The organism is Aeromonas sp. BIGb0405, from assembly GCF_024807335.1.
In the GTDB taxonomy this organism is placed as follows: Bacteria; Pseudomonadota; Gammaproteobacteria; order Enterobacterales; family Aeromonadaceae; genus Aeromonas; species Aeromonas rivuli.
The window spans coordinates 115,648-140,474 of sequence record NZ_JANUEP010000002.1 but is presented as its reverse complement, the minus strand read 5'-3'; the positions used below and the strand labels follow the sequence as shown (position 1 = coordinate 140,474).

Here is a 24,827-nt window from a genome sequence, read left to right as displayed (position 1 = left end):
GAATCACCGGCTGGGCCCAGTTCACCCACGTATGGTTTTTGAACCTTATCATCCTGCCCCCTGCCCCAATCGAAAATCCTGCTCATGATAATTGCCATCATCATCAATCCAGCGCACTCGGCCACGGGCACCCTGCAATGGGGCCTCACTCCCCCCCGCCATGGGCAGGAACAGCTTGCCCAGAGGCGGGATCAGGGCGGCCTCTTGCCAGACCAGCGGCTTTTTACCATGGGAGATCAACACCTCGCTCAGGCTGATATAAAAGCCACCGGGATTGGACACAGTCACCCCCAGCCCCGGCCCGGTTTGCCAATTCAACCGAGTTACCGCCTCCCTCACTGAACCAGGCAGGCCAGCGGGTCGATAGAGCAGCTTGATGCGAGTGCGATAAGCGAGCTGCACCCTGGCCCCGTCAGTGACCGCATTGGGGGGCAGACCCAGCACATTGAGCCAGAACAGGGATTCGCGATCCTGCACCAGACTCTTGGTATCAGTCCCGTAAACACGCAGCGTCTGGCCCTTGCCCCCCCCCAGCCGCATCATGGGAGGGGTTACCAAGAATGGCGCCTTGCTTTGACTCGGTCCCTGCTGCGCATCCCCCTCATCGACCCAGACCTGCAACAAGCTGGGCCGCTGGTCATCGTTGAACACCCTGAGACTGGCTTCCGGTGCCCCGCCCGGATAGATGAGACGCGTCGTCATCAGATTGATGGCTGCCCGCCCCTGCTCTCCCCACAGGAGGAGCGAGCACAGCATCAGACAATAGAGCCCACCTCTTTGCATCATGGTGTCTCCTCCGGCTGGCAGAGTGCGGTCACCTGCTGATAGGGAATGGCAGGGTCCGGCTTGGGTTGTCGATAGTCCAGACGGCAGCGCTGGCTTCCCTCCTTGCCCCACTGCACGTGCAGCTGACCCTGCTCACCACGCACGAAGATGAGCCCCCCCTGGCCGACCACGGCCACCGAGCGGCCACTGCTATCGATCACATCGGCGCCAAACGGCAGCGTCATCCGATCCGGTAGCTGGGCCTGCACCAGCAAGGGTTGGCCAATATGGGTCTCATAGTCGAGTTTGACGATGGCGCCGCGCCTCGGGGCCACCATCTGCGCACTGCCATCTATCTCCACATCCACCGGCAGGCCGCCCGGATCCAGACTGATGATGTTGTTACGATAGGGATTGAGCCCGGCCAATACCGCATAACCATCACCATCGACCTCGCTGCCGATGCCATGGCTTATCTTGGCCCCCTGGGCGCCCTTGGCTTCCACCAGCGCCATTGTCTCCCCCTGCGTCTGCCCCAGTACCCACCCATCTTTATGTACCAGCAAGGTCCCCTTGGCCGAAGCAACGTACTGGGAGTAACCATCTCCCTGGCTGGTACTGGCCCCAAGTTGAGCCGCCGCCCCCTGATACTGCAAGTTGCCGCCATAGCCATAGTGGCTGGGTGCCCCGCCCCCATTCTTGCTGGCGTAGAGCCCGTAATAGAGCAAGCCATCACGCGCACCACCATTGAGATCGGCACGGGCGCTGTAGCCCTGTCCCTCCTGATAGGAGAGGGTGCTACTCAGTCTTGGCCCGCCGAGCGCTTCACCGATGGGAATGCTGAGACTCAGTACATATTGATCCCCGCCGTCGTCTTCATTGAGGGAGTGACTGACCGAGAGGGAGAGACTGCCCCAGCTAAATCCCTTGTTGTAACCCAGCTGGAAGCTGCTGTTGTTCGGCTCTCCCCCCCAGTAGTTGCGGGCGATGCCGCTGAAGTAGAGATCGCCCAGCTCTCCCACCGGCTGGCTGATGTTGAGCTGGAAGCGGTTGCGCTCCCGCTGCAACACATTGAGGCGATCCCCCTGCAATGCCGCCACATCATCAAGATCCAGATACCCCTCACTCGAGAATCGGTATGCGGCCAGAGTGAAGTAGGTGCGGGTGTAGTCCAGCTGCTTGCTGTAGGTCACCCGATAACTCTGCCCCGACAGATCCCCGGCTAATCCGGACTCGGGGGGAAGATCCCGCGCCCAGGAACCGGTGAGATCGAGTGCCAGGGCACCATAATCGGATCCCACCGCCAACCCCCCCAGCAGGGCGCCATAATCTTGCGCCGCAATAGTGCCGCCATAGAGAGTCAGGGTATTGGAGAGGCCACGCCTGTAGGTGCCTTGCATGAAGTTGGGGCCATCCGCCCCATCATCATTGCGATATTGTCCCAGGGTCAGGCTAAACCGGGAGGCATCGGTGCGCAGCATCTGCACCACGGAGGAGAATGGCAGGGTGAAGCTGCGCTCACGGCCATCCGCCTCTGTGATGGTCACATCGAGATCCCCCGCAAAACTGGTGGCATAGAGATCGTCGATGGCGAAAGCACCTGGGGCAACCTGGGTCTCATAGATGAGCGCCGTTCCCTGACGGATGGTAACCCTGGCATTGGTTTCGGCGGTGCCGCGTACCACAGGGGCAAAGCCACGTTCAAAATCCGGCAGCATGGCATCATCGCTGGCCAGCTGCACCCCCGTGAAGGGCACACTGTCAAAGCTGTCCCCCGGGGTAAAATACTCTCCCAAGGTGAGCTGGGCTCTGTGCACCGTGATATCCCGCTGGGCATAGCTGTTGAGCGCTTGATAGTCCCCTTCGCTCTGAAAGGAGCCGTTATGACGTAAACGCCAGCTTCCCAGATTGAGGCCGGTATTGAGGTTGATGTTGCTGCTGAGCCGGTCTGATGCGCCTTGCTGGTCGCTGTAGTAGAGGTTGGCGTTATAACCGACAAAACCGGCATTGATCCCCTCCACCCACTGATCCGGCCCCACATAATTGCGGCGTACTCGCCCGACATAGGCCTGTGGCAGGCTGAGGGCACCCGTCAGGCTGGGTAGGTCCAGCGTGAAACGGGCCTCAGGCACCAAAGCGTCGACTTCGATGCAATCGCTCTGTAGCAGGGCGTTAACTGTCTCCTGATCAGGAAGTTGGTCTATCAGCAAGCCCCACTGCTCGACCTGACCCGCCTTGAAGCAGAAGCGGGGTGACTGGGGATCCGCACTCGCCCTCACCTCCAGCTGCTGGCTCAACTTGTCCTGGCCATTAATGATGATATCGAGTTGATACATGCCTGGTGGCACAAAATCGGCGCGGGAGAAGCGGGTCAGGTCGATGTCCATGCCAAGCGCATCGAGCAGCTGACTATTGAACTCCACCGGTTCGGGAGCCGCTACCGCCTTGGTTTGCACGGTCTCAGCTGCCATTGCGACATGACCGATGAGCAGCATTATAAGCAGGAAAATACGTGTAACCCGGCAAGATATCCGGCAAGGGGGGAGGTAAACATGATGGCTAGTCATCGACACGACGGCAGGGAGATCACTGGCAATCACGGCGCACCCCCTCCAGATACAGACTGACATCGAATGCGGGAAGACCTGATGCCGGGCTTACTCCCCCGGCCCGGTGCTCGTCAGTTGAACGCGAATCGGCCCACCTCGCGGGCACCATAATCATTAAGCCAATAGAAGGTCACCGTCTTGGCCTGCACTGGCCCGCTCAATCGTTCCAGAGGAAAATCAAAGCTGGCCCCAGGCGCCACCATGCCACCACTGCGATTGGCATACTGCCCGGCCTGAACCGTCGTCAGATCGAGATGGCTGATACTGACGTGGTAACTGCTCGGGTTGCTGGCACGCAGCACATAGCCACTCGTCTGATGCAGTAGTTGCCACTGCAAACCATTGGCGGATTTCTGGATGTCACCGGCTAGCCCCTGGGGCCGGTAGAACAGCTTGATGCGAGAGCGAAAGGCGAGTTGCACCAGATTCTGACCCGCCACGGCAGACTTGGCGCTGGGCGGCACCTCCAGCACATTGAGCCAGAACACCGACTCCTTGTTGGATGGCAACCCTTGCCCCACATAAGCCAGGCGCAGGGATTGGCCTCGCAGGGCCTCTATTCGGGTAATGGGGGGAGTAATGAGGAATGGCAATCTGTCGGCACCGGGTCGGATCCGACGATCGCCGCTGTCCATCCAGATCTGTACCAACGCGGGCAGCGTGCCCTTATTGGTCAGCTCCAGCGTCACCTCACGGGCCGTGGAGGGATAGATGACCCGGGTGCCAGATATCTGGACCTGGCCCCAGGCCAACATGGGCAAGATCACCACCCCAGGGAGCAGAAACCGGCCGCACATGCCACCCAGACGGGCCAGACGCCATGCCATGCTCATGGGGCTGATCTCAGTGATAGTCGAGAGAGTAAATGAGATCAGCGGACACCAACCCTGCCCCCACAGCCCCAGTAGCTATGTATTGGGCGCTGTAATAGAGGGTGGCATCACCGGTCGCATTGAAATCAACCAGCACATCGTTGCCCGTGTTATCTCTCAGATCGATAGGCGTACTGTCGGATGCGAGGATCTGCACCTCCACATTCGCTGCCGGATTCTTGCCCCCGGACGCCACCGCTTTGTTGCTCAGGTTGCCGGTGCTCTGGGCCACGCCAAAGTTCTCGAAATAGGCTCGTACCGAGCCCGTCGTCGGGCAACTGGTGAGCTCCAGGTTGAAACCTGTCGCGCCGGCGGTTACTCCGAGACCGGAGAGCGCATTGGTACTGACGGTGGGCAGGGTCACAATCGCCGAGGCACTGCCGCCGTTGACAGAGATGTCGCAGGTTCCCGCCGTGACCTCCCCAGTGATCGTTATGGTGCCATTGAAGGCCAAGACAGACCCCGAGGCCAACAAGCTGGCCGAGAGTCCAAGAGCCGCAAGAAGATTTATTTTCATCACAACCTCCACCTAACCCGTTGGGATAGCTCAACTCGGTGTGCTGGCAATGCTCTGTTTTCTATCTCCGGCACATCATCCTTGATGGGTGTCATTTAACGACCGAAAATTAATGACTTATTAGTAAATAGCACAACCTGTGGCGCTGTGCCTGTCGCAGGCCAAATATAGAGAAAGCCCCAAGTGAACCACTCCTTGTTTCAGGGGGAAGTACTATTCAACCTGGAGATGTCAGACAGATAAACGAGGATGTGGCATCATAGCCCCTTTGCAATTTTCCCCTATCCGGAGTGGTCATGCGCCTCTTGTTCCCCCTCTGTCTGCTGCTGTGCAGTGCAGCCTTGCAGGCTGAACCCAGCTTTATCAGCCGTCTGCTCAATCAACCCGTTCCCGGTGGCGTTGCCGTGATCCCTCTCGATGAGGGTAGCCAGACACCCGCTCCTCGCTATGAGGGAAAACCCGTATTGGTGGTCAAGGAACAAGGTAAACAGTGGATCGCCATCGTCGGCATTCCGCTCAAGAGCAAACTCGGTGGGCATCAGCTCGACCTGGCCGATGGCCGCACCCTCGCCTTCAAGGTCGAAGGCAAGCACTACCGCGAGCAGCACATCAAGCTCAACAACAAGCGTCAGGTCAATCCCAACCCGGATGATCTCGCCCGCATCCAACGCGAGCTGGCCGAGCAGACCCAGGCTTATCAGACCTTTAGCCCCATCCAGCCGAGCAACTTGCTGTTCGACAAGCCGGTACAGGGGCCCCTCTCCAGCCCATTCGGACTGCGGCGCTTCTTCAATGGCGAGGAGCGCAATCCCCATTCCGGGCTCGACTTTGCGGTCGGTGCCGGCACCCCCGTCAAGGCTCCCGCGGCGGGCAAGGTCATCCTCGTCGGTAACTACTTCTTCAATGGCAACACCGTCTTTGTCGATCACGGCCAGGGGCTGATCAGCATGTTCTGCCATCTCTCCAAGGTGGATGTGACTATGGGTCAGAGCCTGCCCAGGGGCGGCATTCTCGGTCGAGTCGGCTCAACTGGCCGCGCCACAGGTCCCCATCTGCACTGGAACGTCAGCCTCAACGACAGCCGGGTCGATCCCGCCATCTTTATCGGTGCCTTCAAACCCTGACCTCGACTATCGAACAGACAGAAAAAAGGCAGCCATCGGCTGCCTTTTTTCTGTCATTCATCCGTGCTCTGGGTTCAAGGGGTGGCGCGGCCATGCCGCGCAGATTCCTGGCCCATGGCCCAGATCATGATGGCCACCAGCAGGGCGCTGCTGCTGGGCAGGGCCAGCCAGACACCGGCCACGCCCCACAGGGTGGAAAATAGCCACAAGAAGCCGCCGATCAGCACCAGCTTGCCGCCGGTGAGCAGGGATGCCAACCGGGCTCGCCCTATGGCCTGAAAATGGGTGGCGCCCACCAGCAGCAATCCCTCCAGCGGCAAGCCCCAGAAGTAGAGCCAGATCCCCAGCGTCGCCACAGGTAACAACCCAGGATTGTCACCGGCAAACAGATAAACGGCCCCTTCTGGCCAGAGGTAGAGCGGAAACAGGGCCACCAAGGCGATAGCGAGGGTCGCACCGAGCGCCAGGTTGCGAACGCGAATGACCCTGTGCCACAGACCGGCCCCGGCATTGAAGCTGGCGATGGGTTGGATGCCCATGGCGATCCCCTCGAAGATGAGATAGAAGAAGGCCTCGGTGTAACTGATCACACCATAGGCGGCCACATGCAACGAGGTGCCCACCCCCAGCAGGGCCTTGTTGTGCATGGCCAACACCACGGAGAGATAGAGGTACATCAGGAAGCTGGAGAAGCCGAGTTGCAACGTCTGGCCAATTTGACGCCAATCCGGACGCAGGCTGTCCCAACGAATGCGTAGCTGGCTGCGGCGGCCGAGGAAGTGCCACAGACAGAGCCCCCCCGTCATCGCTTGTGAGAGCATGGTGGCGATGGCGGCCCCCGCCAGCCCCCACGGCAACACGACCATCAGCAGATAATCGAGCAGCACATTGAGCACGCCTCCGGCCACCAGGATCCAGGTAGCCAGACCTGGACGACCATCGTTGCGCAGCAGGGCAGTAAAGGCCATGGAGAGCACGGCGAAGAACCCAAGCAGGGCGTACCAGTCGAGGTAGGCAATGCCGGCCTCGAACACGGCACCCTCGGCCCCCATCCAGCGCAACAGCGCATCCCCATAGATGAGACCTATGCCACTGAGCAGCAAGGATGCCAGCAGCACCAGCAGCAAGGCATTGCCGACAATCAACCGGGCCAGTTCCGACTCCCCCTTGCCCTGCAAGAAGGAGACCCGGGCGCTGGCGCCCATGCCGATGAGGGCACCTACCGCATAGAGCACGGCGCAGATGGGATAGGCGAGCATCATGCCCGCCAGCCCATCCTGGCCCAGAATGTGGCCGACGAAAATGCCATCTATGGTGACATAAATCCCCGTGACCAGCATGGCGGCCACGGTCGGTGTGACATAGCGCAAGAACAGACGGCCGAGTGGGGCGGTGCCCAGATCCAGGGTCGACATAGGACTCTCAACAACGAAACAGGAGGGGGCAGAATAATAGCCAAACAAAGCCATCCCTACCCGTTATTTATGTTACGAATCATTAATATGTAAAACTTTACCCGCCCAGAGCCCTGCTTTAGGCTAGGACTCTTCTCTCGAACGGAAACGAGCCTCATGTTGCAACGCCTGCTCCCCCTGCTTTTCCTCTGCCTTCCCCTGCTCTCCCAGGCCGATGACGCCACCTCGCAGATAGAGGAGCTGCTCCAGAGCGTGCCCAAGGGCGATGCACCTGAGCATCAGAAGCTGCGGGAAAGCTATCAGCAGGCACTGCAATACGCCCGGGATGCGGAACGCTACCGGGCACAGGGTAAAGCCTATCAACAGCTGATGATCGACTACCCCAATGAGTCGGCACGGCTCAAAGATGCCCTGCACAACTACCAGCCCGCCAACCGGGTGCCCCTCGCTAGCCTGAGCGAGGATGCCCTGCGTCAGGCACTGGGGCTGAGCAACAATCGCCAGCTCAACCTGCGCAAGGAGCGTCAGGAGCTGATCGACAACCTCAATCAGCAGGAGATCACCGGCCAGGAGTTTCACCTGCGTATCGATGAGCTGCGCAAGCAGCTGCAACAGACCCGCGCTCAGCTCGATCGGATGAGTTTCAGTGGCGAGTCGGATCGTCAGCATGAGGCACTGCAGTTGATGACCCGCCTCAAGGAGCAGGCGCTGTCTGATCGGATCCAGATGCTGGAGCTGGAACAGCTCTCCGCCCAGCAGCGCAGCGATCTTGCCAAGCTCAAGGTGCAGGGGCTCAACCTCGCCATCACGGATGAAGACGAATGGCAAAACGCCCTCATCGGCCAGCAGAACCTGCTCAGACGCCAGAATACCGAACGCACCCTGGCCCAGAGCGCGCGGCTCAAGGCCCAGCTCACCGCCGACATGCCGCTGCTGCAGGAGCAGCAACAGCAGAACCAGAGGCTCTCCATCCAGCTCGGTACCCTGGAAGAGCAGATAGAAAGGGTGCAAGACGAGCAGCGGGATCTGGACAACAGCCTCTCCCACCTCAATGACCTGGTCGATTCGGTACGCGAACAGCTCGAATGGCTGCAGATAAGCAATGCTTACGGTGAAAACCTGCGCAGCAAACTGGCCGACCTGCCCGCCTACTTCCCCCTCGACAAGCTCGAATCGGCCATAGTGCAGTCGCGCATCGCCAAATACCGTTATGAAGGGGAGCAGGAGGGGCTCAAGGATCCGGCTCACGTCCGGGATAGACTGCTCGAAGAAGAGAGCAACAAGCTCGACCGCACCCAGATCACAGTGCTCGATAACCTGCTCAAGACCCGTCGCCTGCTGTTGACCCGGCTCAATGATGCCGCCGATACCCTGATCCAGGAGCAGACCAGGCTCAAGCTGCTCTACATCCGCCAGAACAGCAAAATAGACGAAATTCGCGATCTCAGCGCCAGCCATCTGTTCTGGCTGCCAGATGTGCCTCCCCTGACCCCGGCCGTCCTGCTCGGGGTGCCTGCCGCGTTGGGACTGGCATTCGATCCTGCCAACTGGTGGCAACTGCCCCTGGCCCTGGCCGAACAGGGCGCCACCCGCCTCACCTTCATCGTCTTCACCCTGCTGCTGCTATTCGGGCTCTGGATCCGGCTGGCCCGCCATCTGAGCAATTTCAGCCAGCAGATAGCCTCACGGGTCGGCAAGGTAACCCAGGACAAATTCAGCCTGACCAGTCGTTTGCTGCTGCGATCCTTGGTCGCCGCCCTGCCCCTGCCCGCCATGGCACTGCTGCTGCGCTACCAGCTGGAGGGGGCCTGGCAATATCCCTTCGCCATCGCCGTCGCCAAGGGGCTCGGCGAGATTTGGTTCCTGCTGCTGGCCCTGCTGCTGGTGCGCCATCTCACCCTGGAGAAAGGCATACTCATTCACCACTTCGGCTGGAGTGGCGTGCAAGTGACCCGCGTCTGGGGCCAGTTCCGCACCCTCTTGCTGATCCTGATCCCCAGCTTCTTCGTGCAGGGCATGGCCGACAGCTATCAAGAGCACGCCTTCTACGACACCCTGGGGCGGCTCGCCTTCATCGTGGGTGCGCTCTGGCTGCTGCTCTTCTTCGTGCGCCTCAATCATGAGCGGCTGCCGCTCACCTGGGGACAGGCAGACATGAACAAGCCACACCTGTTGCACCACTTCATCTGGAACGCCCTCATGCTGGCGCCCCTGGTGGCGGTGACCGGGGCCCTGCTCGGCTACTTCTACACCTCCCGCATCCTGCTGCGCCAACTGGAAGTGAGCCTGCTGATGGGGCTCGGCTGCCTGCTGGTCTACTACCTGGCAAGGCGCTGGATGCTGATCCAGCGCAGGCGACTCGCCTTCGAGCGCGCCAAGAGCCGCCGCGCCGAGATCCTGGCCCAGCGTGAACGGGAAGAACAAGATGACCTCAGTTCCGAGATCCCGGATGTGGTGGAGGAGCAGGAGCTGGATCTGGACACCATCAGTGCCCAGTCCCTCGGCCTTATCCGCACCTTGCTGATGCTGGGCTTCACCATACTGGTGGTGGTGCAATGGTCCGATCTCAACTCGGCCTTCAGTTTCCTGAGCAACATCGAGGTCTGGCAGGTAAGCAGCAAGGTGGCGGGCATAGAGCAGCTCTCGGCCATCACCTTGCAGGATCTGATGCTGACCCTGTTCGTCTTCATCCTGACGGTGATGACGGCCCGCAACCTGCCGGGTCTGATGGAGCTCACCCTGCTGCAACACCTGAGCCTCTCCCCCGGCACCGGCTTCGCACTGACCACCGTCAGCAAATACATGGTCATCCTGATAGGCGCCCTGACCGGCTTCTCCATGCTCGGCATCGACTGGTCCAAGACCCAGTGGCTGGTGGCGGCGCTCTCGGTGGGGCTGGGCTTCGGCCTGCAGGAGATCTTTGCCAACTTCGTTTCCGGCCTGATCATCTTGTTTGAGAAGCCGATCCGGCTCGGCGATACCGTCACCATCCGCGATCTGACCGGGACAGTCTCCAAGATCAAGACCCGGGCCACCACTATCGTGGACTGGGACAGGAAAGAGATCATTGTGCCCAACAAGGCTTTCATTACCGAACAGTTCATCAACTGGTCCCTGTCCGATGCCATCACCCGGGTCAAGCTGCGTATCCGCATCGGCCTGACCCAGGATCCCAAGCGGGTGCAGCAGCTGCTCGAGCAGTGCGTGCGTGAATCCAGCCTGGTGCTGGATACCCCGATCCCCGAGGTGTTCCTGATCGAATTCACCGATTCGGCGCTCATCTACGAGATCCGGCTCTACGTCAACAACATGGATCACCGGATGCCGATCACCCACGAGGTCCACTCGGCCATCCTGGAAAAACTGCATCAGTTAGGCATGCATCTGCCTCACCAACAAATCGACATTCGGATGAGTCGGGGATGATATGGATAGCGATGCAATTCACGTTGTTCATTGCACCCTGCGGGGCTGGTAGGGTGCAACAAGCGCCGCGCCGTGCACCGACACCGACAACAGGAGCCCGCCAATGCAGATCATCGCCCATCGCGGGGCCAGCAGCCTGGCCCCGGAAAATACCCTCAAGGCCATACGCCTTGCCCTCGAGTTGGGTGCCCCTGCCATCGAGATCGACGTGCAGCAAGCAGATGGCGAACTGTGGGTATTCCACGATCGTCGCCTGGAACGCTGTACCAATGGTCATGGGGTGCTGAGCCGACAACGTGCCGACTACTTGCATGGCCTGGATGCCGGTGAGGGGGAGCCCATTCCCCTCCTGTGGCAAGTCATGACGCTTCTCAAGGGACGCTGTGAGCTGCATATCGAGCTCAAGGGGAGTGATACGGCAGAGGGGGTCGCGGCCCTCACCCGACGTGCCGAGCGCGATCTCGGCTTTACCCCGGATCAGTGGCTGGTCTCCTCCTTCCATCACCCCGAATTGGCCCGCTTCGGCGCACTGCGCCCCGAGATCCGGCTCGGCGCCCTCATCGCCAATCGCCCCCTGGCCTTCTCCCATGCCGCCGAGGCACTCAATGCCTGGTCACTGAACTGCGACCTCGATTTCGTGGATGAAGCCCTGGTGAGGGATGCCCATGATCGCGGATTCAAGGTGCTGATCTATACAGTCGATCAGCTGGAAGATGCCCGGCAATTACATGAATGGGGGGTCGATGGAATCTTCACCAACAGTCCCGAGCGGATGCTGCAGGACCCTGAGCTGGGTCAAAACGCCACAGACCACGAAAATAAAGGGGTCGAGGGGATAAAGAAGCCGGAAATCGGCCGATAACCTAAGGGACCATAACAATAAAATAACCCATTCTGACTAACGCAGACAGACGCTCACAAGGATGTACCCATGAACCTATCTATCAAAAACAAGCTGGTACTGGCCGTCGGCCTGATCATTCTGATCATTACCGGGCTGCAGGTCTGGTACAACACCAGCCAGCTCAAGAGTGAAACCCAGCGCCTGGTCTGGAACATCATCGACGAGAGCTCCACCTCCAACGTCAAGGGGATCTCCCGCTGGCTCGACTCGCGCATCGGCATGGTCACCTCCGCCAAGGAGGCCTTCACCGATCAGGATGCCCCCATCAGCCACCTGGCCCAGGCCATGAATGCCGGCAACTTCGACCTCGTCTACGCCGGGACTCAGGATGGCAAGATGATCCAGAGCAAGCCGACCGACCTGCCCGCTGGCTATGACCCGCGCCAGCGCCCCTGGTACAAGGAAGCCATCGCCGCCGGCAAGCTCATCATCACAGAGCCCTATGCCGACATCACCACGGGCCAGCTCATCATCACCATCGCCGAGCCTTTCACCCGGGGCAACACCCAGGGCGTCATCGCGGGCGACGTCTCCATCGACAGCCTGGTGCGCGATATCCTGGCCATGAACCAGGAAGGTACCTATGCCGTGCTGGTCGACAAGAGTGGCGTCATCATCGCCCACCCGGACAAGGCGTTGGCCCTCAAGCCCGCCACCGAGATGTCCCCCGAGCTGACCCCTGCCAAGGTCAACGAACTGGCCCATGATGGCACCATCTCCGACATGGTGATCGGCGGCAAGCTGAGCGTGTTCGACCTGACCGAAATTCCCAACTCCAGCTGGTACTTCGGCATAGTGGTGGAGGAGGCGGTGGCCTATCAGTCGGTGTCGCGCATGGTGACCTCCACCCTGCTGCAGGGACTGCTCACCATCCTCATAGTGGCGGGTTTCTCCTCCCTGGCCATCAGCCGTGCGCTCTCCCCCTTGCAGACCCTGGGTGAGGCCATCGCCGACCTTTCCCGTGGTAATGGTGACCTGACCCGCAGGGTCAAGATTGAGCGGGAAGACGAGGTGGGTACGGTTGCCAAACACCTCAACACCTTCATCGATCGCATCCACGTCATGGTACAGGACATCTCCAACTCCTCGGGTCAGCTCAATCAGCAGGCCAGCTCCTCCCATAACATGGCGGAGAAATCGAGCCAGGGGCTGGCCCGCCAGCAGAATGAGATCTCCCAGATTGCCACTGCGGTGCACGAGATGTCCGCCACCGCCGTCGAGGTGGCCAGCAACGCCGAGCAGACCGCCGATGCGGCGCGCACCTCCTCCAACAGCTGTGAGCACGGCAAGCAGGTGATTGCCCGCAACCAGAGATCCATCACCGATCTTGCCACCCAGGTGAAGCAGGCCTCCGGCATCATTCAAGAGCTGGAGAAGAACGCTCAGGAGATCAACACCATCCTCTCCACCATCCAGGGCATCGCCGAGCAGACCAACCTGCTGGCGCTCAACGCCGCCATCGAGGCCGCCCGGGCCGGTGAACAGGGTCGTGGTTTCGCCGTGGTCGCCGACGAGGTGCGAGTCTTGTCCCAGCGCACTCACAGCTCCACCGTCGAGATCCGCAGCATGATAGAGACCCTGCAGCGCAACACCCAGGGGGCAGTCAGCACCATGCACGAGGGTCAACTGCTCGCCCAGAACAGCGTGGATGATGCCAGCAACGCCACCCTGGCCCTGGAGCAGATCACCGCCTCCATCAATCAGATCTCCGACATGGCGACCCAGATCTCCAGTGCCGCCGAGGAACAGCGCGCCGTCACCGACGAGGTGAGCCGCAACATACAGGCGGTGAAGGATGTCTCGGACGAGCTGGCCGAGGATGCGGATAGCTCCCGCAACCTCTCCGCCCAACTCAAGAACATCTCGGGAGAATTGAGCAATCAGGTCGGCATGTTCCGCATCTGAGCGCGTTGAAAAAAAACAAAGGGGCCATTCAGGCCCCTTTGTTTGATAAATTCTTTTTGCTTCTGTGGCCATCATTCCCTTTCCCCCCACCTCGCTGTGAGCCCGCTCTCCATCCAGGCAACGAATTTACTCATACAAGTCCCCACTCAGTTATATTCGCATTACTTTTTTGACGCCTTTTTGGCACAAGACCATGCGAATAATTATTATTAAATATTTTTGATAAAAAACTTAAAAACGTTAGGGTTAATACCTAAAAAGAGAGGTGTTTCTCATTTTTTTGACAGAAAACTACGTACAATCTTGGACTTAAATGACAACGATCCGCAATGCGGCTAATCCGAGCTGACTGAAGGATGGCGATGAATACGGCAGTTTTGTCCATGGAATGGGGTGATTTGCATAAAAGTCACCATTGCCACGCACTAAAACAGAGCAGTTTGACTTGTATCAAGCCTGAATTTTTTTCATAGAGCAAAATCGTGCCTAGCAAATCTATCCCTAAGGAGGCAGATGTGGATATTATCAAGACCGATGTCGCCATCATCGGTGCCGGTGGTGGTGGCCTGCGTGCCGCTATCGCCATAGCAGAAGCCCACCCGGATCTGGAGATCGCCCTGATCTCCAAGGTCTACCCGATGCGCAGCCACACCGTGGCCGCAGAGGGTGGCGCCGCCGGTGTTGTCCGCGACGATGACTCCCTCGAAAACCACTTCAACGACACCGTGTCCGGTGGCGACTGGTTGTGCGAGCAGGACGTGGTCGATTACTTCGTCGAAAACTGTACCCAGGAGATGGTCCAGCTGGAGCACTGGGGCTGCCCCTGGAGCCGCAAACCGGACGGCAAGGCCAACGTGCGCCGCTTCGGCGGGATGAAGATCCCCCGCACCTGGTTTGCCGCCGACAAGTCCGGTTTCCACATTCTGCATACCCTGTTCCAGACCTCCATCAAGTACCCGACCATCAAGCGCTTCGACGAGCACTTCTGCATGGACTTGATCGTGGAAGATGGCCGCGTGCAGGGCGTACTGACCTTCGATATCCAGAACGGCATCACCCGCTTCATCCAGGCCAAGTCCGTCATTCTGGCCACAGGTGGCGCCGGTCGTGTCTACCGCTACAACACCAACGGTGGCATAGTCACCGGCGATGGCATGGCCCTGGCCTACCGTCACGGTGTGCCCCTGCGGGACATGGAGTTCGTCCAGTATCACCCGACCGGCCTGCCGGGCACCGGTATCCTGATGACCGAAGGTTGTCGTGGTGAAGGTGGCATCCTGGTCAACAAGGATGGTTACCGCTATCTGCAAGATTACGGTCTGGGCCCGGAAACCCCGGTCGGCGAGGCCAAGAACAAGTACATGGAGCTGGGCCCGCGCGATCGTCTCTCCCAGGCATTCTGGCAGGAGCAGCAGAAAGGCCGCACCATCCCAGGCCCCATGGGCGACGTGGTGCACCTCGACCTGCGCCACCTCGGCGAGAAGTACCTGAAAGAGCGCCTGCCCTTCATCTGCGAACTGGCCAAGGCCTACGTGGGTGTGGATCCGGTCAAGGAGCCGATCCCGGTTCGTCCGACCGCCCACTACACCATGGGTGGCATCGAGACCAACGGCCAATGCGCCACCCGCATGCCGGGCCTCTATGCCCTCGGCGAGTGTGCCTCCGTCGGTCTGCACGGCGCCAACCGGCTGGGCTCCAACTCCCTGTCCGAAATCGTGGTGTTCGGCAAGGTGGCCGGTGAGCACGCCGGTGAATTTGCCAAGACCCAGACCCATGGCGACACCCAGGCCCTGGCCGCCAAGGCCGAGCAACTGATCAAGCAGCACCTCTCTCTGCTCGACATCGACGGCACCGAAAACCCGGCCGATATCCGCAACGAATTGGGCCTGTCCATGGAAGCCGGGGTCGGTATCTACCGTACCGAAGAGCTGATGCAGGGCACCATCGACAAGATCAACGAGCTGAAGGCCCGTTACAAGAAGGTCAAGATCAACGACAAGTCCTCTGTCTTCAACACCGATCTGCTGTACGCCATCGAACTGGGCTACATGCTGGACGTGGCCGAAGCCATGGCCCACTCCGCCATCAACCGCAAAGAGTCTCGTGGCTCCCACCAGCGGCTGGATGGATTTGAGGAGCGGGATGACCTGAACTACCTCAAGCACTCCCTCTCCTTCTATAACCAGCAAGGCGCCCCGACCATCGACTACTCCGATGTGAAGATCACTAAATCCCAACCGGCAAAACGCGTCTATGGCTCCGAGGGTGAACAGCAGGACAAGGCCAAAAAGGCCGCGACCATGGCATCCCAACCGGTAGCTGAACAGGTGCACGGTTCCGAGGGTGAGAAACAAGACGAGGCTAACAAACATGGCTGAGATGATCGAAATTGAGATCCTGCGCTACCGCCCGGAGCAGGACAACGAGCCCTGGATGCAGACCTTCCAGGTGCCTTATCTGAAAGAGATGTCCCTGCTCGATGCCCTGCAGTACATCAAGGATCAGCTGGACTCTACCTTAAGCTTCCGCTGGTCCTGCCGGATGGCGATCTGCGGCTCCTGCGGCATGATGGTCAACGGCATTCCGAAGCTGGGCTGCAAGACCTTCCTGCGGGACTACCTGCCGGGCAAGATGAAGATCGAACCGCTCAACAACTTCCCGATCGAGCGCGATCTGGTGGTCGACATGTCCGATTTCATCGAGAAGCTGGAGAGCATCAAGCCCTACATCATCCCGTCTGAGCCGCGCAACCTGTGCGACGGCGAGTACACCCAGACCCCGGCTGACATGGCGAAGTATCACCAGTTCTCCATGTGCATCAACTGTGGTCTGTGCTACGCCGCCTGCCCGCAGTATGGCATCAACAAGAAGTTCACCGGCCCGGCGGCCCTGGCGCTGGCTTATCGCTACAACGCCGACAACCGCGATGGCGCGTCCAAGGAGCGGATGAAGATCATCAGCCAGGATGAGGGTGTCTGGGGTTGTACCTTCGTGGGTTATTGCTCCGATGTCTGTCCGAAGGGCGTGGATCCGGCCGCTGCCATCCAGCTTGGCAAGGTCGAGAGTGCCAAGGACTACATGATCGCCATGTTCAAGCCAGATTGAGATCAGGAGTGAGACCATGAACAACACCAATAGCAAACGTAAGCCTTACGTGCGCGAAATGAAGAAAGACTGGTGGCTGAAGAACGCCTTCTACACCGGTTACATGATCCGCGAAGGCACCAGCATCTTCGTCTCCATCTATGCCGTGGTGCTGATGTGGGGTCTGCTGCGACTGGTTCAGGGTCAGGAGGCGTTCAACGGCTGGCTGGAATCCCTGCAGAGCCCAATCGCCATCCTGTTCCACGTCATCGCGCTGGCAGCCTGCCTGTTCCACGCCAAGACCTGGTTCGCCCTGGCTCCCAAGGCCATGCGCATCTTCCGTGGCGAAGACCTGCTGCCGGAGAAGCCGATCGTCATCGTCCAGTATGTGGCGCTGGCGGTGGTATCCCTGCTTGTCCTGATCATCGTGGCCTGAGGAGATTAATGATGAGACGTTCTGACGAACCCATTTACTGGGGACTCTTTGGTGCCGGTGGCATGGTGGTTGCCATGCTGCTGCCGGTGATTGTCCTCATTACCGGTCTGCTGGTGCCCATGGGCATCATGGACGTGGAGACCATGAGCTTCGAGCGCGTGCACGACTTCGCCAGCTCCTGGTGGGGTGCCTGCATACTGCTGGTGATCATCGCCCTGCCCATCTGGCACGGCATGCACCGCATCTACCACGGCCTGCATGACCTTGGGATCCACACCACCAAGCTGCACCACTACGTGTTCTATGGCTTCGCCTTCCTGGTGTCCGCCATCACAATCGGTCTGCTGATGGTGCTGGTACTCCAGTAATCCTTAGGTTGCCAGCAACAGATGATAAAACCGGGCCCTGTGCCCGGTTTTTGTTTGGCTGTCGTTTAGTCTGCGGGCTAAGGATGCAGCGCTGGCTCTGGCCACAGGGCCCGCAGGGAGGCTGGCATGGCAGCGACGTGCAGAGACGGCGTCTGGTGCCAGTCGGCCAGTTTTTGCAGCGCCGTCGCCAGATCCTGCACCAGGCTGGCGCTCACCCTGACTCCTTGCTCCAGATAGAGGCTCTTGACCTCGAACACCCCCTCCTTGCGATGGGCCTTGGCATCCAGACGTCCCACCAGCTTGCCCCGGCGCAACAACGGCAACACGAAGTAGCCGTACTGGCGCTTGGGGGCCGGGGTGTAGCACTCGATGCGGTAGTCAAAGCCAAAGAGTTCGCTGGCCCGCTTGCGATCCCACACCAGGGGATCGAAGGGCGAGAGCACGGCGGTGTGGGTCGCCTTGAGAGTGCCAGCCTGGGCCCGGGCCAGCTCATCGGAGAGCGATGCGTGCACGAAGGCGCCGTGCTGCCAGCCCTCCACCCGCACCGGCAGCAGCTCCCCCTCGTCCGCCAGCTGATGGAGCAGGGCGTCGTATTTGCCGCGTCGCAGCCGGTAGTAATCCGCCACCCAGCCGGTCTTGACCAGCCCCAGCGCCCGGCAGCTGGCGCGCACCATGTCGCGCAGGGCGAGCTCAGGGCTCGGCAGATCCCGCCCATCGTCCCACTCGGGCATGACCCGCTCGGCGAGATCGTAGACCCGCTGGAAGTTGCGCCGCTCGCGCACCATCAGGCTTCCGGCGGTAAACAGCACCTCCAGATGGCGCTTCTCGGGCTTCCAGTCCCACCAGCCGTTGCCCTTCTGCCCCTTGCGCTCGAAGTCGATGGCCCGCACCGGGCCATCCCGGCGAATCCGCTCGACTATCTGCGCTATCTGGTCGCCGTGGGTCTTGAGCCACTGGGCGGAGAACTTCCAGCCCATGGCGGCGGGATCCAGCATGCGATGACGCAGCAGGCGGTAATCCTCGCGGGGCACGAAACAGGCCTCGTGAGCCCAGTATTCGAAGAGATCGCCATCGGCCAGCAGTTGCTCCAGCCAGCGCGGCTCGTACTGGCCGAGCCGGCTGAACAGCACCAGATAGGGGCTGCGCGCCACCACAGAGATGGTGTCTATCTGCAGCAGCGCCATGCGGCGAATAGTCGCCAGCAGATCGGCCGGGGTCGCTTTGCTGCGACGGGGGGCAAGCAGGCCCTGGGCCGCCAGTTGCAGATGACGGGCGTCCTGCAGCGAGAGATGGGGGATCGACATGAAAAACCACTCCTTGGTTTCAGGGTGCCGCGCTTGCCGCCTCGTCGCGGCTCGCAGCGCCAGCGCGATGATAAATGGGGAAAGTAACGCCCTGCGGTCAGGCCATCAGCATGCCCAAGCCACCGCCAAATGAAAATGCCCCGTTCAGGGTTTGGTGATGACCGCCACATCGGCGTGGGGAAAGAGAACGTCTGCCTGCCAGCGGGCCGCCAAGGCGCGAAACGAGGCCTCGGCAAAGAAGACGATGTGGGTCGGATCGTGGCGGTAGCGCCAGCTCTTGAAGCGCTCGTCACCAAGCACCATCTGGGTCTGCAACACCAGGATACCGCCGGGCTTGAGGCAGCCCCACAGCATCTCCAGCACGGCGCGTGGGGTGGCGATGTGCTCGATCACCTCGGTGCTGGTGATGAAGTCATACTGCCGCGTCAGCAGCTCGGGGAAGTCGGCATAGAACTTGTCGTAGCCCGCCATCTGGTAGCCCGCCTCCCGCCCCATGGCGATCAGCGCCGGGCCCGGGCCGCAACCGAAGTCGAGGCCGCTGGCTGGCGGCGGCAGCCGGCTCAGCACCTCGCCGAAGGCCCGCATCAGAAAGCTGCGATAGCGGGGATCATCCACCTGGTTGTCGTGGCCGTCATAGACCGACTTCTCGCGCTCGGGATCCAGGTGCTCGGCCGCATCCAGCCAGACCAGCTCGCAGGCCCGGCAGCGATGATACAGCTTGCCGGCCACCGGCAGCCCATAGGCATCGGTGGCACAGCAGAGCGGGCAGGATAAGGGGGTCATGGCATCTTCTCTCGAAAGCGGGGCGGTCTGAAATGGCCGCAGCTTGCCTGCCTGTCTGCTGGCTGACAAGGTTTTTGTCCTGCCGACCGGATGGCTCGTCACAGCTTCGCTTCATTTTTCAGGATGTTGCATCGCCCTGATACAAATTTTTTACCTCTTAAGGATTTCTTAAGTTTGCCCCTTTAGTCTGACAACAACAGATCAGAAGGAGCCATCCATGACCACAGACATTCAAGCCCCCTACCGTTTGGTACTGGCCGATACCCCGCAACAGGTCATGGCATTGCAGGCCTACATACAGGCGGCCTACAGCCAGGAGTTCAACGCCCGCATTCCCCATTTTCTGCCCTGCCTGCTCGGTCTCTACCGGGCAGACGGCATCTTGGTTGGCGCCTGCGGCCTCAAGTTGGCAAGTAATGAACGCCTCTATCTGGAACAGTATCTGGACCACCCCATAGAGGTCGCCATCGAGACAAGGCTGGGTGCCCCCGCCCGGCGAAATCGCATCGTAGAGGTGGGCAATCTCGCCTGTAGCGAACCGGGCAACGCCCGTCTGATGTTTGCTGCGCTCTGCCGCCTGCTGTGCGACAACGACCTCGATTATGTTGTGTTCACCGGCACAGCCCGGCTTCGCAACAGCTTCCATCGCCTCCACCTCACCCCGGTGGAGCTGGCCCCCGCCCAGGCCGACAAGGTGGGTGACGATGCCAGCGCCTGGGGCGCCTATTACCACTGCCAGCCCAAGGTGATGGTCGGCGATCTCGGCCAGGGACGGCAGGCACTGGCCCAGGGCAGCCTGCTGCTCTCCCTGCTGGCCCCCATGCCCTCCCTGTTCAACTGCCCGCACCGGAACGCCCTATGATGCTGTTTGACCAGATAGCCCATTTCGCCCGCCATACGCCCCACAGCCCGGCCCTGAGCGGCGGCGAGCATAGGATCAGCTACCAACAGTTGTGGCTGCAGGTGTCCGCCCTGGCCGACCGTCTGCAGCAGGCCGGCATAGCCCGGCTGGCACTGCAACTGGATAACGGCCTGCCCTGGGCATTGATCGACTTGGCCTGCGCCAAGGCCGGCATAGTGGTGATCCCGATCCCCCACTTCTTCAGCCCGGAGCAGCAGGCGTGGCTGCTGGAGAGCAGCGGCGCCGACGCCCTGATCGGCCCCCACCATCCCGGCTGGCAGGCCAGCGAGCCGCTGCAACTGGCGGTCGGCGAGCTGCCGCTGTGGCGCCGCACGCCTGCCAGTCTGCCGCCTCTGCCGTCCGGTACCGCCAAGATCACCTATACCTCCGGCACCACAGGGCAGCCCAAAGGCGTCTGCCTGTCGCTGGCCCAGATGATGGCGGTCTGCGCCTCGCTGGCCGAGCGGGTCGCCCCGGCCAACGTCGAGAAGCACCTGACCCTGCTGCCGCTTACCACACTGCTGGAAAACCTGACCGGCCTCTACGTGCCGCTGCTCACCGGCGCCTGCAGCCGCATCCCCTCGCTGGGAGAGCTCGGCTTTGCCGGTTCCAGCAAGCTGGATCCGGCCACCCTGGCCCAGGCCCTGCTGCGCTGGCCCACCCACAGCCTGGTGCTGGTGCCCGAGCTGCTGCGCCTGCTGCTGGCCCTGTGCAGTGCCAACCCGGCGCTGGCCGAGCAGCTGGCCGGCCTGCGCTTCGTCGCTGTGGGTGGTGGCAAGGTCTCGCCCGAGCTCATCAGCCGCGCTCGCAAGCTGGGGCTGCCTGTCTATGAAGGTTATGGCCTGTCGGAGTGCGGCTCAGTGGTGGCGCTCAACGGCCCGGATGGACACAGCCCGGGCAGCGTCGGCCAGCCACTGCCCCACTGCCGGGTATCGATCGCCGCCGACGGCGAGATCCTGGTGGAGGGGGCTGCCATGCTCGGCTATCTGGGCAGCGATGAACCGGCGCCAGAGCTGGTTGCCACCGGCGATCTGGGCCACCTGGATGCGGAGGGTTACCTGCACATCACAGGGCGCAAGAAGAACGTGCAGATCACCGCTTTTGGCCGCAACTTCTCCCCCGAGTGGATCGAGGCGGAAGCCCAGCTCTGTCCCGCCATCGCCCGCATCGTGATCTTCGGCGACGGCCAGCCAGCCAACGTCGCCCTGATCCAGCCACTGCCCGGCGCCGACGCCCAGCTGGCCCAACAGATAGAGCAGCTCAACCACCGCCTGCCCGATTACGCCCGCATCCATCACTGGCTGCCGGTGGCGCTGGATCAGCATCCGGAGCTGCTGACCGCCAACGGTCGTCCCCGCCGCGAGCGGATTTATCACCACTTTTCCCGGCAGATCAGCCAATGCCTTACAGGAGAGACCTCATGAGCTTCTACCAAGTGCTGCAACAAGCCACAGCCCCGGCCCGGGAGCATCTGTTCAAGGCCCCCATCATAGAGGCGTGCCGCAAGGGGGAGATCTCCCGCGACATCTACCTGCGCTTCCTCGCCCAGGCCTTCTATCACGTGCGCCACACTGTGCCGCTCTTGATGGCCACCGGCGGCAAGCTGGGCCAGGAGTATGAATGGGTGCGCGGCGCCATTGCCGAGTACATCGACGAGGAGTACGGCCATCAGGAGTGGATCTTAAGCGACATCCGCGCCTGCGGTGGCGATGCCGAGGCGGTGCGCCACGGCAAGCCCGAGCTGCCCATCGAACTGATGGTGGCCTTTCTCTATGACCAGGTGCAGCGCGGCAACCCCATGGGCTTCTTCGGCATGGTGCAGGTGCTGGAAGGCACCAGCGTCGCCATCGCGACCACCATTGCCGACCAGCTCAAGAGCGGATTGGGTCTGCCACCCCAGGCGATGAGCTATCTCAGCTCCCACGGCTCCCTGGATCAGGAACACCTCAAGTTCTTCGCATCCCTGATGGACAGGGTCGAGAGCCCGGCCGATCAGGGGGCCATTGTTCATGCCGCCAAGGTGGTCTACCGCCTCTACGGCGACATGCTCTACAGCCTGACGGAGCGCCATTGATGCCTGTCATCTGTTCTCTTCCACCCGGGGAGCGCTCGTCATGAATCTTTCCGCAAAGCGCATACTGCTCACCGGTGCCAGCGGCGGCATCGGGGAGGCCCTGGCTCAGGAGTTGGCAGCTCAGGGAGCCATATTGTTGCTGCATGGACGCCGCAGCAGCGCCCTGGAGCGGCTGCGCAAGGGGCTACCCAACCCTGATCGCCATCAACTGCTGGTAGCGGATCTGATGACGGCAACGGGCCGCGCTCAGTTGCTGCAGCACCCGGCACTGGATGAGCCCATCGATGTGCTGATCAACAACGCCGGTTGCAACGAGTTTGCCTGGTTGGAAGATCAGAGCAGCGAGCAGGTCGAACGCCAGCTGCGCCTTAACCTGGAGGCCCCTGTTCAGCTCTGCCGCGCCCTCTTGCCCAGGCTCAATCACCCTGGCCTCATCATGAATGTGGGTTCCTGTTTCGGCGCCATCGGCTACCCGGGCTACAGCGTCTACTGCGCCAGCAAGTTTGCCCTGCACGGCTTTAGCGAAGCCCTGGGGAGGGAGCTGAAAGGCTCTGGCATCAAGGTGATCCACTTCGCCCCACGGGCGACCCGCACCCGACTCAACTCGACCGAAGCCTATGCCATGAATGCCGAACTCGGGACCAAAACCGATACCCCGGAGGCCGTGGCCGAGGCGGCGTTGCACGCCCTGATGCGGGAGGGACGCAACTACTGGCTCGGTTGGCCCGAGGCCTTGTTTGTGCGGCTCAACGGCCTGCTGCCCGCCCTGGTCGACTGGGCCCTTGCCAAACAACATGCCGTCATAGCACGCCATGCCCGCCAACGACAGACCCTCAACACCGAACAAAAAAAGCAACAGGATCAAGGAGAAACACAATGAAAAAGACAGTGATAGCTACCCTTGCCCTGCTCGCACTGACCCCCGGCCTCTCCCAGGCCGCCCCCCTGGATCTCGGTGGCATACAACAGGCCTGGGCCCAGTGTCAGTACCAGCAGAGCGGCGACAAGCAGGAAACCTGCCTCAAGCTGTTGAACAGCGAGGCAGCCGAGGCCAGCGCCGCGGCGCCCTTCAACACGGATCTGCTGATCTGGTCTGCCATAGTGCAGAGCAGCTGGGCCGGTGCCAAGGGGGGGCTGGGGGCGCTGAGTCTGGTCAAGGCGGCCAAGACCAAACTGGAGATTGCCATCAAGCAGGATCCCAAGGCGCTCGACGGCTCCGCTTATACCAGTCTGGGATCCCTCTACTACAAGGTGCCGGGTTGGCCGGTGGGTTTTGGCGATGACGAGAAGGCGGAGCAACTGCTCAAGCAGGCGCTTGCCCTCAATCCAGACGGCATAGACCCCAACTTCTTCTATGGCGACTTTCTGATAGATCAAGGCCGCAAGGCTGAAGCCAGGCCTTATCTGGAACACGCCCTCAAGGCACCGGACAGACCGGGGCGCGCCCTGGCCGATCAGGGCCGACGGGCCGAAGCCAAGGGGCTGCTTGCCAAACTCTGACGCCATGGCATACCCGAGAGGGCGGCTGCAATCCGCCCTCTCTCCTCCCGCAAGAACCTGTCCAAGCGGGTGAGTTAACCCGTGGAATTCTTTGTTTAAACTGCGCTCGCCAGCAGACATACTGGGAGGCCTTGCTGACCCGGAGTTGTGTATGCGAGTACTGTTGGTGGAAGACGATCTCATGCTGGGTGACGGCATGCGCGATGCCCTGCGCAGCAGCGGTTACACCGTGGACTGGCTGCAGCTCGGCCTGCCTGCCCTGTCCGTGCTCAAATGCGAAGAGTTCGCCACCCTGATCCTGGACCTCAACCTGCCCGATATAGATGGCATCAGCCTGCTGCGCCAACTGCGCCGCGCCGGGCACAGCCTGCCGGTATTGATCCTCACCGCCCGGGATGCCCTGGATGACAGGGTGCTCGGCCTGGATGCCGGTGCCGACGATTACCTGGTCAAGCCGTTTGCCCTGCAGGAGCTCAACGCCCGCCTGCGCGCCCTGGTGCGGCGCAGCAAGGGGCAGGCCCAGTCGGTGCTGGAATATGGTGATATCCTGCTCTATCCGGATGCACAGCAGGTCACCTATCGGGGGGAAGCCGTGCGACTCACCCCTCATGAATACAAGCTGTTGCAGGAACTGTTGACTCAGACGGGTCGAGTGCTCAGCAAGGAGCAGCTGCAACAGAGCCTCTATGGCTGGGATGAAGGCGCCGAGAGCAATGCGGTCGAGGTACATATCCACCACCTGCGTAAAAAGCTCTATTCGGACCTCATTCGCAACATCCGTGGCGTCGGCTACATAGTGCCGCTCAAGGAGTCCCTCCCCTGATGGTCACCACTCCTCCT

21 protein-coding genes are annotated in these 24,827 nt (G+C 61.0%); 14 read left to right on the top strand and 7 right to left on the bottom strand.

Going from position 1 to position 24,827, the window contains the following annotated elements; all coding sequences use genetic code 11:
* Window positions 1-48: 48 nt before the first annotated feature.
* The 4 genes from M2366_RS05400 to M2366_RS05385 all read right to left on the bottom strand — a co-directional run bounded on the left by M2366_RS05400 (window position 49) and on the right by M2366_RS05385 (window position 4,763).
* Complete coding sequence (locus M2366_RS05400; RefSeq protein WP_259269167.1) at window positions 49-786, bottom strand: molecular chaperone; 738 nt, start codon at window positions 784-786, stop codon at window positions 49-51.
* Entirely contained in the window at window positions 783-3,236 is a 2,454-nt protein-coding gene (locus tag M2366_RS05395) for a fimbria/pilus outer membrane usher protein (RefSeq protein ID WP_259269166.1), read from the bottom strand. Before M2366_RS05395 ends, M2366_RS05400 begins: the two co-directional genes overlap by 4 nt.
* Window positions 3,237-3,445: 209 nt before the next feature.
* Window positions 3,446-4,207, bottom strand: coding sequence for a fimbria/pilus periplasmic chaperone (locus M2366_RS05390; RefSeq protein WP_052448199.1), 762 nt, complete (start codon window positions 4,205-4,207; stop codon window positions 3,446-3,448).
* Window positions 4,208-4,217: 10 nt separating this feature from the next.
* Complete coding sequence (locus M2366_RS05385) at window positions 4,218-4,763, bottom strand: fimbrial protein (protein ID WP_042040870.1); 546 nt, start codon at window positions 4,761-4,763, stop codon at window positions 4,218-4,220.
* A 296-nt stretch (window positions 4,764-5,059) separates the two neighbouring features.
* On the opposite strand from M2366_RS05385, the gene M2366_RS05380 reads away from it, so the two are divergent.
* A complete protein-coding gene (locus M2366_RS05380) occupies window positions 5,060-5,887 on the top strand; it encodes a M23 family metallopeptidase (protein WP_259269165.1) in 828 nt (275 codons plus the stop codon).
* Window positions 5,888-5,961: 74 nt separating this feature from the next.
* Here M2366_RS05380 and M2366_RS05375 read toward each other — a convergent pair whose 3' ends face one another.
* A complete protein-coding gene (locus M2366_RS05375; protein ID WP_259269164.1) occupies window positions 5,962-7,302 on the bottom strand; it encodes an MATE family efflux transporter in 1,341 nt (446 codons plus the stop codon).
* Between the two features lie 156 nt (window positions 7,303-7,458).
* On the opposite strand from M2366_RS05375, the gene mscM reads away from it, so the two are divergent.
* The 7 genes from mscM to frdD all read left to right on the top strand — a co-directional run bounded on the left by mscM (window position 7,459) and on the right by frdD (window position 17,425).
* Window positions 7,459-10,728, top strand: a complete 3,270-nt coding sequence (gene mscM, locus M2366_RS05370) for a miniconductance mechanosensitive channel MscM (protein WP_259269163.1) — start codon at window positions 7,459-7,461, stop codon at window positions 10,726-10,728.
* A gap of 103 nt (window positions 10,729-10,831) precedes the next feature.
* A complete protein-coding gene (locus tag M2366_RS05365; RefSeq protein WP_259269162.1) occupies window positions 10,832-11,590 on the top strand; it encodes a glycerophosphodiester phosphodiesterase in 759 nt (252 codons plus the stop codon).
* Window positions 11,591-11,659: 69 nt separating this feature from the next.
* Window positions 11,660-13,537 carry a methyl-accepting chemotaxis protein gene (locus M2366_RS05360; protein WP_259269161.1) on the top strand — a complete coding sequence of 626 codons (1,878 nt, stop codon included), beginning with the start codon at window positions 11,660-11,662 and terminating at the stop codon, window positions 13,535-13,537.
* 515 nt (window positions 13,538-14,052) lie between these two features.
* On the top strand, window positions 14,053-15,915 hold the full coding sequence (gene frdA / locus M2366_RS05355) for a fumarate reductase (quinol) flavoprotein subunit (protein WP_084218143.1): 1,863 nt from the start codon (window positions 14,053-14,055) through the stop codon (window positions 15,913-15,915).
* The gene (locus tag M2366_RS05350) at window positions 15,908-16,642 is read left to right on the top strand and encodes a succinate dehydrogenase/fumarate reductase iron-sulfur subunit (protein ID WP_042040876.1); all 735 of its coding nucleotides are present in this window, start codon (window positions 15,908-15,910) and stop codon (window positions 16,640-16,642) included. The genes frdA and M2366_RS05350 overlap by 8 nt, the downstream gene beginning before the upstream one ends.
* A gap of 16 nt (window positions 16,643-16,658) precedes the next feature.
* The gene (locus M2366_RS05345) at window positions 16,659-17,057 is read left to right on the top strand and encodes a fumarate reductase subunit C (protein WP_259235487.1); all 399 of its coding nucleotides are present in this window, start codon (window positions 16,659-16,661) and stop codon (window positions 17,055-17,057) included.
* An 11-nt stretch (window positions 17,058-17,068) separates the two neighbouring features.
* A complete protein-coding gene (frdD, locus tag M2366_RS05340) occupies window positions 17,069-17,425 on the top strand; it encodes a fumarate reductase subunit FrdD (protein WP_042040878.1) in 357 nt (118 codons plus the stop codon).
* A 77-nt stretch (window positions 17,426-17,502) separates the two neighbouring features.
* On the opposite strand, the gene M2366_RS05335 is transcribed toward frdD, so the two are convergent.
* Complete coding sequence (locus tag M2366_RS05335; RefSeq protein WP_259269160.1) at window positions 17,503-18,729, bottom strand: winged helix-turn-helix domain-containing protein; 1,227 nt, start codon at window positions 18,727-18,729, stop codon at window positions 17,503-17,505.
* A 144-nt stretch (window positions 18,730-18,873) separates the two neighbouring features.
* Window positions 18,874-19,512 carry a class I SAM-dependent methyltransferase gene (locus tag M2366_RS05330; protein WP_259269159.1) on the bottom strand — a complete coding sequence of 213 codons (639 nt, stop codon included), beginning with the start codon at window positions 19,510-19,512 and terminating at the stop codon, window positions 18,874-18,876.
* 217 nt (window positions 19,513-19,729) lie between these two features.
* Here M2366_RS05330 and M2366_RS05325 point away from each other — a divergent pair, with 217 nt between their 5' ends.
* The 6 genes from M2366_RS05325 (at window position 19,730) to M2366_RS05300 (ending at window position 24,810) form a co-directional block, all read left to right on the top strand.
* Window positions 19,730-20,374, top strand: coding sequence for a thermostable hemolysin (locus tag M2366_RS05325; RefSeq protein ID WP_259269158.1), 645 nt, complete (start codon window positions 19,730-19,732; stop codon window positions 20,372-20,374).
* Window positions 20,371-21,837 (top strand): AMP-dependent synthetase/ligase, encoded by a 1,467-nt coding sequence (locus M2366_RS05320; protein WP_259269157.1) that lies wholly within the window; start codon window positions 20,371-20,373, stop codon window positions 21,835-21,837. Before M2366_RS05325 ends, M2366_RS05320 begins: the two co-directional genes overlap by 4 nt.
* Window positions 21,834-22,487, top strand: coding sequence for a TenA family transcriptional regulator (locus M2366_RS05315; protein ID WP_259269156.1), 654 nt, complete (start codon window positions 21,834-21,836; stop codon window positions 22,485-22,487). Before M2366_RS05320 ends, M2366_RS05315 begins: the two co-directional genes overlap by 4 nt.
* A gap of 40 nt (window positions 22,488-22,527) precedes the next feature.
* On the top strand, window positions 22,528-23,367 hold the full coding sequence (locus M2366_RS05310) for an SDR family oxidoreductase (RefSeq protein ID WP_042040882.1): 840 nt from the start codon (window positions 22,528-22,530) through the stop codon (window positions 23,365-23,367).
* Window positions 23,364-23,987, top strand: coding sequence for a tetratricopeptide repeat protein (locus tag M2366_RS05305; RefSeq protein WP_259269155.1), 624 nt, complete (start codon window positions 23,364-23,366; stop codon window positions 23,985-23,987). The genes M2366_RS05310 and M2366_RS05305 overlap by 4 nt, the downstream gene beginning before the upstream one ends.
* A 151-nt stretch (window positions 23,988-24,138) precedes the next feature.
* On the top strand, window positions 24,139-24,810 hold the full coding sequence (locus tag M2366_RS05300) for a response regulator (RefSeq protein ID WP_042040884.1): 672 nt from the start codon (window positions 24,139-24,141) through the stop codon (window positions 24,808-24,810).
* Window positions 24,811-24,827 lie beyond the last annotated feature (17 nt).